Here is an 11,034-nt window from a genome sequence, read left to right as displayed (position 1 = left end):
GTGCCGAACGGCGGCGGCACGCGCACGCGCGAGAAGCCCGGCATGCCAAGATGGCCGTCGATGGTGATGTTGAGGGTATCCACTTCCGTCTCCGCTAAACGTCCCAGCCGCGGCGATGTACCCTGCCGGGCCTGCCTACGGGCACAGGTGCCATCCTAAGGAAGCGGGCGCAAGCGGTCGATCAGACTGCTCTTAAATCTGTGGAGAAATGTGCAGGCTTGGGGCGATTGCCGGCCTGCCGCTCGCGGCAAACCAGGAGGGCACAGCAGGGGCGCGTGTTACGGCGCGGGCGACCAGTGCGGATCGTTGAGCTGCTTCTCTAGCAGGCGAATCTGCTGTTGCAGGGAATCGATCTGGGCCTTGTAGGCGCGGCGCTCGACATCCAGCGCCTGGGTTTCCTGGCGCATCGTCTGCTGTTCTTCCCGCATCTTCTGGCGCTGGGCCTGCATCATGCGCACTTCTTGACCGAGCGTAGCGGCGCGCTGCTCGGCGGCGTGGGCTTCGCGCTCCAACTGCGCCTTCTCGCCGGCGACGACGGCGCGGCGCAGGTCGTCCTCGGCCCAGACGCGGGTCTGGCGGGCCAGCGTGTCATAGGCGCCTTCGGCCGGCGTGACCGACGCGAACTTGTACACGCGCCACAATTCTTTGCGGTATGTCAGCGCAACGTAGGCGGTGGTGCCTTCATTGACCAGCAGCAGGCTGGTGCCGTAGTCGCCGTTGTAGGTGGTGCGCAGCTCAGTCAGGCGCTTTTGCGCCAATAGCTGCTGCAGCTCCGCCACCGTCCCACCCGATGCGGCCGTCGGGGCAGCCGGCGCTTGCGGCGCAGTAGCTTGCGCGTGGGCGAGCCCGGCACTGGCGACAGAGGCCGCGGCGACGAACGCAAGAACGGTGTGGCGGAGGAGGGGAGCCATTACAGATGTGGGAAATCGGAGCCGACGCGACTATATCAGTTTTGTGCGCCGCTTCAGCCCGGAATGGGTGAAGGGTTGTTCGGCAAAACTGCGGTCGGCACAGGGATTGGCGGAAGCGGTGAGATTCGAACTCACGGATGGGTCACCCCATCGGCAGTTTTCAAGACTGCTGCCTTAAACCACTCGGCCACGCTTCCATTTTTGCTGCGGAGATTGCATGCGCTGCGTTAGGTGCATTCGGCGCAAGGCCGCCATTGTAACGGCACTGGGCCCAACGCGACAGCCAGCGAGCGTCAGTTTTCGTCGTCGGCGAGGAACAGCGCCTGCAGGTCGTTCAAGAAACGCTGGCCGAGTTCGGTCGGGCGGATGTCTACGTGGTCGATGGTGAGCAGGCCGCGTTGTTCGGCAAGATCGAGTTGGCGCTCGATGGTGCGCAGGGGCAGGCCAGTGCGCTCCTGGAACAGCGTGACCGGGAAGCCTTCGGTCAGCCGTAGCGCGTTGAGCATGAACTCGAACGGCAGATCAACCGCATCGACTTCGCGCTGCTCGTGTACGACCGCCGCGCCGCCGGTAGTCTCGGCCTGACGCAGATACGTCTCCGGATGCTTGTGCCGCATCTCGCGGATGACCCGGTGCGGAAAGCTCAGCTTGCCGTGCGCGCCCGGCCCGACGCCGAGGTAGTCGCCGAACTGCCAGTAGTTCTGGTTGTGCTTGCAGCGCTTGCCAGGCTTGGCGTACGCCGAGACTTCGTAGTGTTCGTAGCCCGCCGCGCCCAGGCGTGCGTGGATCCAGTCCTGCATCGCAAACGCCGTGTCGTCATCAGGCAGCGCGGGCGGGTATTTGGCGAAGTACGTGTTCGGCTCCAGCGTCAGGTGGTACAGCGACACATGGTGCGTGTCGAACGACAGCGCCGCTTCCACGTCGGCCTCGCACTCGGCGAGCGTCTGGCCGGGCAGGGCGAACATCAGGTCCAGGTTGATGTTGTCGAAATGCGTGCGGGCGATGTCGATCGCTGCGCGGGCCTCGCTGGCGCTGTGGATGCGGCCCAGCGCCTGCAGGTGCGCGTCGTTGAAGCTCTGGATGCCGATCGAAAGCCGGTTCACGCCGCTGGCGCGATAGCTGCGGAAGCGCTCGGCCTCAAACGTGCCGGGGTTCGCTTCCATGGTGATCTCGGCATCGGCATCGACCGGCAGCAGCATGCGGATGTCCGACAGCAGCCGGTCCAGCCCCTGCGCTGACAGCAGGCTCGGCGTGCCCCCGCCGATGAAGATCGTGTGCACATGCCGGCCCCACACCATCGGCAGTGCGGCCTCCAGGTCCTGCCGGAGGGCGGCGAGAAAACGCTCTTCCGGGATGCCCTGGTCCGGCTCCGCATGCGAGTTGAAATCGCAGTACGGGCACTTGCGCACGCACCACGGCACGTGCACGTACAGCGATAGCGGCGGCGAGGCCGGCAGGCTGATCTTGCCCGGCTGCAGGAAGACGGAGGTGACCTTGTCACCGGTCTCGGCAGTGGCGGCGGAAGGCGATGGCGCTGTGCCCGCGCCGACGGGGTGAATCGGAATCATCGAAGCTTCAGGCGTTCTCAAAGGCGCGCAGTCGCTCGACCAGTTGCGCGAGCGCTTGTGCGCGGTGGCTCACGCCGTTCTTCTCGGCCTTGGTCAGCTCGGCGGCGGTCTTGCCGAGCTCGGGCAGCAGGAAGTGCGGGTCGTAGCCGAAGCCGCCGTCACCGCGCGGTGTGTCGATCACCTGGCCGAACCAGTTGCCCTCGGCGATGATCGGCTGCGGGTCGTCGGCGTGGCGCACGTACACCAGCACGCAGACGTAGTGTGCGCCGCGGTCAGCCTTGCCGGCCAGCTCGCGCACGAGGCGGGCGTTGTTGGCGGCGTCGGATTTCGGCTCGCCCACCAGTTGCGCGTAGCGCGCGGAGTAGACGCCCGGCGCGCCACCCAGTGCATGCACACAGATGCCGGAATCGTCGGCCAGCGCGGGCAGGCCGGAGGCGCGGCTGGCGTGGCGCGCCTTGGTCAGCGCGTTCTCGACGAAGGTGGCGTAAGGCTCCTCCGCCTCGGGAATGCCGAGTTCGCCTTGCGGTGTCACGTCGAGCCCGAGGGTGCCAAGCAGGGCGTTGAACTCGACCAGCTTGCCCGGATTGTTCGACGCCAGCACGATCTTGCGCATCGTCATCCCTTTACAGGCCGAGCGCCTGCTTCTGCAGGCCGATCAGCGTGCGGATGCCCTGGTCGGCGAGGCCCAGCAGCGCGTCCATCTCGGCGCGCGTGAAGGGCGTGCCTTCGGCGGTGCCTTGCACTTCCACGAAGCCGCCGGCGCCGGTCATGACGACGTTCATGTCGGTATCGCAGGCGGAGTCTTCGGGATAGTCGAGATCGAGCACTGGCACGCCATTGAATACGCCCACCGACACCGCGGCGACGAAATCGCGGATCGGCTGAGCGCCCTCAGGCAACTGGCCCTTCTCGCGCATCACCGAGATGGCGTCATGCGCGGCCACGAACGCGCCGGTGATGCTGGCCGTGCGCGTGCCGCCGTCAGCTTGCAGTACGTCGCAATCGAGGTGGATGGTGTATTCGCCCAGCGCGGCTAGGTCGAACACCGAGCGCATCGCGCGGCCGATCAGGCGCTGGATTTCCTGCGTGCGGCCGGTCTGCTTGCCGCGCGCGGCTTCGCGGTCGGAGCGCGTGTGCGTCGAACGCGGCAGCATGCCGTATTCGGCCGTCACCCAGCCTTCACCGCTGCCTTTCTTGTGCGGCGGCACCTTGGGCAGCACGCTGGCCGTGCAGAGCACTTGCGTATCGCCAAAGTAGACCAGCACCGAGCCTTCGGCATGGCGCGTGAAGTGGCGGGTGAGGGTGACGGGGCGGAGTTGGTCGGGCTGGCGGCCGCTGGGTCGCATGTGGGGTTCTCGCTTGAAAAACGGATAGCCCGACATGATACCGGCCCGCGCTGCACGCGGGCAGCTGCGGGCCGGTTAGGAGAAGCGCGGAGGCGCTCAGCGCGTCAGGTTGCTGGTCTTGTCGATGGCGGCCCGGATCTCGGCGATGGAACGCTCGATCTCCTCTTCCGACATCAGCCCCGATTCGCTTTGCGGCGCGTCCAGGATGGAGGTGGTGAAGGCGTTCAGCGGCAGGGTGTCGGTCTGCACCGTATCCTGCGTGGTCGTCACCGCATCCAGCTCCCACATCATGGCGATGGCGGTGGTGTTGTCGGCGGTGTCGCCCGAGTTGCGCAGCGCGCGGGCGATCAGCTCGGGAATCGCCTGCGTGACCGAGAAGCTGGTGCAGGTGTCGACCAGCTCGTCTTCCTGCACGCTGCCCCACAGGCCGTCGGAGCACAGCATGGCGACGTCGCCCGGCTCCAAGTTGGCCGGGCCGCCGATGTCGATCAGCGGCAGGTTAGGCGAGCCCAGGCAGTTGTAGATCTTGTTGCGCTCAGGGTGGTGCGCGACCTGCATCGGCAGCACGCGGTCCTGCTGCAGCAGGTTTTCGATCTTGGAGTGATCGCGCGTGCGCGTCACCAGCTCGCCCTTGCGCATCAGGTACATGCGCGAATCGCCTGCGTGCGCCCAGTGCAGCGAGCCGCGCTGCGCCAGCGCGCAGACGATGGTGGTGCGCGGTGCATCCGGCAGGCCGTTGGTCTCCGCATAGCGGTGGATGTCGCGGTGCGCGAGCATGATGCTCTCGTGCAGGAAATCGCGCGGATTGCGGATCGACGGGCGCGCATGGCGCTGGAACTGGCGTGCCATGGTCTGCAGCGCCTGCTGGGCCGCCACTTCGCCCAGCGAGTGTCCGCCCAGGCCGTCGCACAGCACCATCAGCATGGCGTCGCGCGTGAAGCAGTACCCCATGCGGTCCTGGTTGACGCGTCGCGCGCCTTTTTTGCTTTCTTGATAAACCGAGAAGCGCATTGCAGCTATCGAGGTTTCGGGAATGGAAAACGGTGTGGCCGCTGGTCCCGTTACCGCGTGCCCACCGCTTGGGAATCATACTCCGTCGCGCAGGGTCCAGCCCTGCGCGCGGGTCATTGTCTTAGTTGTCCCGGCGACGCAACAGGCTCATGAAACGCGTCGTCAACGCCTCTTTTTCTTCCGGCACAGGACCGCCCAGGGTGTTGGCCGTCAGCGCCTGCATTTCGGTCAGCGCGTTGCTCTCTTCGCGCAGCACCTTCTGCAGGCGGAACACGCTCTGCGGACGCTCATCCGGCTTCATCTTCAGGCACCAGCCGACCAGCTCGATCAAGCTGGCGGTGTACACCTTGCTGAGGCGTTCCAGCCCTTCGGCGAGCTTGTCGTCCTTCTCGCGCTGGGTGGCTTCCTGTGGCGGCGTGCCGGCCATGCAGGCGTAGACGGTCGCGCCGATGCTGTAGATGTCGGTCCAGGGCCCAAGCTCGTTGTGCTTGCGATACAGCTCCGGCGCGGCAAAGCCTGGCGTGTACATCGGCTGGAAGCGCGACGCCTCCGACGTGAGCGTCTGCCGCGCGGCACCGAAGTCGAGCAGGATCGGCGAATGGTCTTCGCGCAGGTAGATGTTGCCCGGCTTGATGTCGAGGTGCAGCAGCTTGTGGATATGGACTTCGCGCAGCCCGCTCATCAGGTCGTGGAAGACCTGGCGGATGAAGCGCTCGCTCAGCACCTTGAGCTTGCCCTGCTGGCGTGCGCCGAGAATATGCTCCTGCAGCGTTTTGCCCTGCTCGTACGTCATCACCATATAGACGGTGCCATTTTCCCGGAAGAAATTGAGCACGCGCACGATGGCGGGGTGGGAAATGCGGGCGAGCGACCGGCCTTCTTCAAAGAAGTATTTGAGCCCGAGGCGGAACGCGCTCGCGCTTTCTTCAGGCACGACCGGAATCAATTCGCCGGGCGAACGACGGGCCAGTGAAGACGGCAGATATTCCTTCACGGCCACCGGTGTCCCATGTTCATCGGTGGCGAGATAGACGAAGCTGAAGCCTCCGCTGGCCAACTTCTTTACAATACGGTAATTGGACAGCAAGGTGCCGACCGGCAACGGGGCGCTACGCGGCTGTCCTGAGCCTTTTGACTCTGTCATGGGTTTGTGTGGCGAAATGGCTGTCGGATTTTCCCTGACCAGTCCACACGTTGTAAAGCGACAAAAGGTGGGGGATTGCCCGCCAATTCTCAGTGTGCATAAGGCGCGCTGGGCTCCCGACACATCCAAGAAGACACCACGATCTCATGATCCACAGCATGACCGGCTACGGCGTCGCCACACGCCAGGCAGCCTTTACCGACGCGCACGGCGCGCCCAGCGGCAACGTCGCCACCGTGTCGGTCGAATTCCGGACCGTCAACTCTCGTTTCCTCGACCTGCTGTTTCGCGCACCGGAGGAGTGCCGCGCCTTCGAGCCGGCTCTGCGCGAAATGCTGATGAGCGCACTGTCGCGCGGCAAGCTGGAGTGCCGGATCAACCTGCAGCGGCAGGAAGCCGCCAGCGATGTGGCGGCGCTCAATGTCGGCGTCTTGCAACAGTTGGCCAAGCTGGAGCAGGAGGTGGTGCGCCATCTGCCCGCCGCCGGCACGTTGCGCATGGGCGAGATCCTGCGCTGGCCCGGCGTGCTGGCTGAGCCGGAGCTGACGCAGGATGCCCTGCGCGAGGCCGTGGTCGACGCAGCTAAAGAGGCGCTCAAGCAACTTCTGGAATCGCGCCGCCGCGAGGGCGACGCACTCAAGGCAGTGCTGCTGGAACGCGTCGACGCCATGCTGGCCATCATCGAAGGGTTGACGCCGATGGTGCCCAACCTGATCCAGCAGCACCAAGACAAGCTGACCGAACGCCTGCGCGAAGCCTTCGGCCTGGCCGCGCCCGACGGCACCCCGGCGCTCACGCGCGACGAGCTGTCCGAGCGCATCCGCCAGGAAGCCACCGTCTACGGCATCCGCATCGACATCGCCGAAGAGCTCTCGCGCCTGCAGGCGCACCTGCGCGAGACGCGCCACATCCTGGAGAAGGGCGGCCAGATCGGCAAGCGTCTGGACTTCATGATGCAGGAGCTCAACCGCGAGGCGAACACGCTGGGCTCCAAGGCCGCGGCCAAGGAACTGGCCGATGCATCGATGGAGCTCAAGCTGCTGATCGAGCAGATGCGCGAGCAGGTCCAGAATCTCGAGTAACTACGCAGAAGAATCACATGCCCTCATCCCAAGCGCACTCGGCGGTCGATACGCCCATCGAGAACCATTTCCCCGGCAGCCTGTTCATGGTGGTGGCCCCGTCCGGCGCGGGCAAGTCCACGCTGGTGAATGCGCTGCTGGCGCACGATGCGTCGATCCGCCTGTCGGTCTCGGCCACCACGCGCCAGCCGCGCCCGGGCGAGCAGCACGGCCGTGAATACAACTTCATGACCGTCGACGAGTTCAAGGCCTGCCGTGACCGCGGCGAGTTTCTCGAATGGGCCGAGGTGCACGGCAACTACTACGCGACCTCGCGCGTGTGGATCGAAGAACAGATGCGCGCCGGCACCGACGTGCTGTTGGAGATCGACTGGCAGGGCGCGCAGCAGGTGCATCGCCGCTTTTCCAACGCGGTCGAGATCTTCATCCTGCCGCCGTCACTCACGGCGCTGGAAGACCGTCTGAAGAAGCGCGGCCAGGACGAGCCCAACGTGATCGTGCGCCGCTTGCTGGCCGCCGGTAGCGAGATGGCGCACGCGCCCGAAGCCGACTACGTGATCATCAACGAAGTCTTCGACACCGCACTGGCTGAGCTGCGCACGGTAGTGCTGGCCACGCGCCTGCGCTTCGGCGCACAGAAGGCGCGGCATGGCGAGCTCTTCGTCGAGCTGGGCATTCACTGAATTCATTGAGGTGCCGGCGTTTTCCGGCGCGTGCGAAAAAGTGTGGTAGGCCCCGTGCCGGCGTGCTGTCCGGGCCGAGTGCCGCGCTGCTGCTAAAATACCGACATCAACAAGATTTGCCACCAGGTGGAGTTTTCATGGCGCGTATTACCGTCGAAGATTGCTTGAAACAGATTCCGAATCGCTTCGAACTGGCGTTGGCCGCAACGTACCGCGCCCGTCAGTTGGTGCAGGGCCACACGCCCAAGGTCGATGCCAAGGACAAGCCGACCGTGACCGCATTGCGCGAGATCGCATCCGGCCAGGTCGGTATCGAGATGCTCAAGAAGGTCCCTTCCTGAGCTGACTGCATTGCCTGGCGTGGTGCGCTGCCCCGGTCGCCCCGGTTACTGATCCGTCGACGCGATCTTTCATGGATGTGAAAGCCGCGATTGCACGAGACCCCGGCATGCCTACCACGCCCGCTTCTTCTTCGCCCAGGACCCAACGCTCCGCTGCGCACGAGCACACCGTGCCGTCAGCGGAGTCGACTGGCGCCACGCCGGCCGAATCGGGTGCCTCCGCGCCGCTGCCTGGGTCGTCCACTGCTTCCTTCGTTTCCATGCCGAATTCCGCTGCCGGCCCCGCGTCACCTCGCACGGGGGCGCCGAACCTGCCTGACCCGCGTGGCGCGGACCTGGTAGGGGAGCGGTCGGCGCTGCCGCCCAAATCGCCCAAAGCCACGTCACAAGCTGCGAGCGATGCCGCACGTACAGCGGGGGAGCCGCACGCCGGCGACACGCTCTTCATCGATGCGGTGCTGGAGCAGACCTACCGGCACTTGTTCGGCCCGACTTCGCAGCCGGCCACACCGCCGCGCCAGCAGGTTGTCTCCATCACGGCGCTGACGGAAAAGCTGTCGTACCTGAAGCCGGCGGATCTGAGGCTGGTGAAGGAAGCCTTCCACTTCTCCGACGAGGCGCACCTCGGCCAGTACCGCCAGAGCGGCGAGCCGTACATCACACACCCGGTGGCGGTGGCAGAGATCTGTGCGGGCTGGAAGCTGGATGTGCAATCGATCATGGCGGCACTGCTGCATGACGTGATCGAAGACCAGGGCGTGACCAAGAGCGAGCTGGCCGAGAAGTTCGGCGCCAAGGTTGCGGAGCTGGTCGACGGCCTGACCAAGTTGGACAAGCTCGAATTCCAGAGCCGCGAGCAGGCGCAGGCGGAGAGCTTCCGCAAGATGCTGCTGGCGATGGCGCGCGATGTGCGCGTGATCCTCGTCAAGCTGGCCGACCGCACGCACAACATGCGCACGCTCGACCACGTGCCGCCCGAGAAGCGCCGCCGCATCGCGGGCGAGACGATGGAGATCTACGCGCCGATCGCGCACCGGCTCGGCCTGAACACCACGTACCGCGAGCTGCAGGAGCTGAGCTTCCGCATCGGCTCGCCGTTCCGGTACGAGACGCTGGAGAAGGCCGTGAAGGCCGCGCGCGGCAACCGGCGCGAAGTCGTGACGCGCATCCTGGAGACGGCGCAGCGCGCGCTGGCCGATGCGGGCATCCCGGCGGAATTGACCGGCCGCGAGAAGACGCTCTACAGCATCTACCGCAAGATGCACGACAAGCAGTTGTCGTTCTCGCAGGTGCTGGACGTGTACGGCTTCCGCGTGGTGGTCGAGACGCAGATGCAGTGCTACATGACGGTGGGCGCGCTGCACAGCCTGTACAAGCCGATGCCCGGCAAGTTCAAGGACTACATCGCGATCCCCAAGATCAACGGCTACCAGTCGCTGCACACGACGCTGGTGGGGCCGTTCGGCACGCCGGTCGAGTTCCAGATCCGCACGCGCGAGATGAACCAGATCGCCGAGGCTGGAGTGGCCGCGCACTGGATGTACAAGCAGCACCACGACGAGCCCGACCGCGCGCAACAGCAGGCGCACCAGTGGCTGCAGTCGCTGCTCGATATCCAGAGCCAGACCGGCGATTCGCAGGAGTTCCTGGAGCACGTCAAGATCGACCTGTTCCCGGATGCCGTCTATGTGTTCACGCCCAAGGGCGAGATCCGCGCACTGCCGCGCGGCGCCACGGCGCTGGACTTCGCCTACGCCGTGCACAGCGACCTGGGCAACCAGTGCGTGGCGGTCAAGATCAACAACGAGCTGCTGCCGCTGCGCACGGAGCTCAAGAACGGCGACATCGTCGAGGTGGTGACGGCGCCGTACTCGAAGCCGAACCCGGCATGGCTCACGTTCGTGCGCACCGGCAAGGCGCGTGCGGCGATCCGCCATTTCCTCAAGACCGCCAAGCTGGACGAGGCGATCCAGTTGGGCGAGCGCCTGCTCGAGCAAGCGCTGCGCCAGCTCGGCATCGACATGAAGGCGGTGCCCGCGCCCCTGTGGGAGCGCGTCGTGCAATGGACCGGCAACAAGGCGCGCGAAGACATCTTCGCCGACCTCGCGCTCGGCCGGCGCGTGCCGGCAGTGGTTGCGCGCCGCATCGAGATCATCCTGCAGGAAGGTGCGCACGAAGGCGACGAAGCGCTCATGGCCGCCGTGCATACCTTCGCCAATGAGGAGGCGCCCGCCGTCACCGTCAGCGGCGACGAGGGCATGGCGATGGTGTTCTCGTCGTGCTGCCGGCCGATTCCCGGCGACTCCATCGTCGGCTACATCGGCAAGGGCGAAGGGCTGCAGATCCACGTACAGGAATGCCGGGTTGCCAAGCGCTTGCACAGCAAGGATCCGGAGCACTGGATCGACGTCATGTGGGCCGAGCACACTACGCGCGCGTTCGATGTGTCGATCAAGGTGCTGGTGCGCAATACCAAGGGCATCCTCGCGCGCGTGGCGGCGGACCTGACCTCGGCAGATGCCAACGTCGCGCATGTGTCGATGGAGCAGGAGGGCGATCAGGAGGCGACGTACATGACCTTCCTGATCCAGGTGCATGACCGTGTGCACCTGGCTGACGTGATGCGTGCGTTGCGGCGTAACCCGGATGTGATCCGCATTGCGCGGGATCGCGGCGGCGAGTAGCCCGCGGCGAGCACAGAAAAGAATAAAGGCGAGGCCGAGTGGCTTCGCCTTTTTTGTTTGTGGCCCGCGCGCGCTGCACATCCGCGGGAAGAGGCGAGCCGCGCGGGGCAAAAGAAAAGGGCTTCCATTTCTGGAAGCCCTTCTCATTCTTATCAGGTGGTGCGGCTGGCAGGATTCGAACCCACGACCCCTTGGTTCGTAGCCAAGTACTCTATCCAACTGAGCTACAGCCGCAACCGAGAAATGAGATTATACAGAGATTTT

10 protein-coding genes and 2 tRNA genes are annotated in these 11,034 nt (G+C 65.4%); 4 read left to right on the top strand and 8 right to left on the bottom strand.

Going from position 1 to position 11,034, the window contains the following annotated elements; all coding sequences use genetic code 11:
* Positions 1–278: 278 nt before the first annotated feature.
* The 7 genes from QZ609_RS19610 to QZ609_RS19580 all read right to left on the bottom strand — a co-directional run bounded on the left by QZ609_RS19610 (position 279) and on the right by QZ609_RS19580 (position 5,980).
* On the bottom strand, positions 279–911 hold the full coding sequence (locus tag QZ609_RS19610; RefSeq protein WP_295498353.1) for a DUF2968 domain-containing protein: 633 nt from the start codon (positions 909–911) through the stop codon (positions 279–281).
* A gap of 107 nt (positions 912–1,018) precedes the next feature.
* Positions 1,019–1,108, bottom strand: a tRNA-Ser gene (locus QZ609_RS19605).
* A 96-nt stretch (positions 1,109–1,204) separates the two neighbouring features.
* A complete protein-coding gene (gene hemW / locus QZ609_RS19600) occupies positions 1,205–2,479 on the bottom strand; it encodes a radical SAM family heme chaperone HemW (RefSeq protein ID WP_295498351.1) in 1,275 nt (424 codons plus the stop codon).
* A 7-nt stretch (positions 2,480–2,486) separates the two neighbouring features.
* Positions 2,487–3,092: an RdgB/HAM1 family non-canonical purine NTP pyrophosphatase gene (gene rdgB, locus QZ609_RS19595; protein ID WP_295498361.1), complete on the bottom strand. Its 606-nt coding sequence runs from the start codon at positions 3,090–3,092 to the stop codon at positions 2,487–2,489.
* 10 nt (positions 3,093–3,102) lie between these two features.
* Positions 3,103–3,825 carry a ribonuclease PH gene (gene rph / locus QZ609_RS19590; protein WP_295498348.1) on the bottom strand — a complete coding sequence of 241 codons (723 nt, stop codon included), beginning with the start codon at positions 3,823–3,825 and terminating at the stop codon, positions 3,103–3,105.
* A gap of 96 nt (positions 3,826–3,921) precedes the next feature.
* Positions 3,922–4,836, bottom strand: a complete 915-nt coding sequence (locus QZ609_RS19585) for a PP2C family serine/threonine-protein phosphatase (protein ID WP_295498345.1) — start codon at positions 4,834–4,836, stop codon at positions 3,922–3,924.
* 121 nt (positions 4,837–4,957) lie between these two features.
* Positions 4,958–5,980, bottom strand: a complete 1,023-nt coding sequence (locus QZ609_RS19580) for a serine/threonine-protein kinase (RefSeq protein WP_295498359.1) — start codon at positions 5,978–5,980, stop codon at positions 4,958–4,960.
* A gap of 146 nt (positions 5,981–6,126) precedes the next feature.
* Here QZ609_RS19580 and QZ609_RS19575 point away from each other — a divergent pair, with 146 nt between their 5' ends.
* From QZ609_RS19575 to QZ609_RS19560, 4 genes are all read left to right on the top strand, one after another.
* Complete coding sequence (locus QZ609_RS19575; protein WP_295498342.1) at positions 6,127–7,062, top strand: YicC/YloC family endoribonuclease; 936 nt, start codon at positions 6,127–6,129, stop codon at positions 7,060–7,062.
* A 17-nt stretch (positions 7,063–7,079) separates the two neighbouring features.
* Complete coding sequence (gmk, locus tag QZ609_RS19570) at positions 7,080–7,745, top strand: guanylate kinase (protein WP_295498337.1); 666 nt, start codon at positions 7,080–7,082, stop codon at positions 7,743–7,745.
* 137 nt (positions 7,746–7,882) lie between these two features.
* On the top strand, positions 7,883–8,086 hold the full coding sequence (gene rpoZ / locus QZ609_RS19565; protein WP_004630929.1) for a DNA-directed RNA polymerase subunit omega: 204 nt from the start codon (positions 7,883–7,885) through the stop codon (positions 8,084–8,086).
* Between the two features lie 260 nt (positions 8,087–8,346).
* Complete coding sequence (locus tag QZ609_RS19560; protein ID WP_295498356.1) at positions 8,347–10,770, top strand: bifunctional (p)ppGpp synthetase/guanosine-3',5'-bis(diphosphate) 3'-pyrophosphohydrolase; 2,424 nt, start codon at positions 8,347–8,349, stop codon at positions 10,768–10,770.
* A gap of 157 nt (positions 10,771–10,927) precedes the next feature.
* Here QZ609_RS19560 and QZ609_RS19555 read toward each other — a convergent pair.
* Positions 10,928–11,004: transfer RNA gene (locus QZ609_RS19555), tRNA-Arg, on the bottom strand.
* Positions 11,005–11,034 lie beyond the last annotated feature (30 nt).

Source organism: uncultured Ralstonia sp. (genome assembly GCA_913056305.1).
GTDB lineage: Bacteria > Pseudomonadota > Gammaproteobacteria > Burkholderiales > Burkholderiaceae > Ralstonia.
The sequence above is the reverse complement of the archived record's forward strand: the minus strand, read 5'-3'. Positions and strand labels throughout refer to the sequence as shown.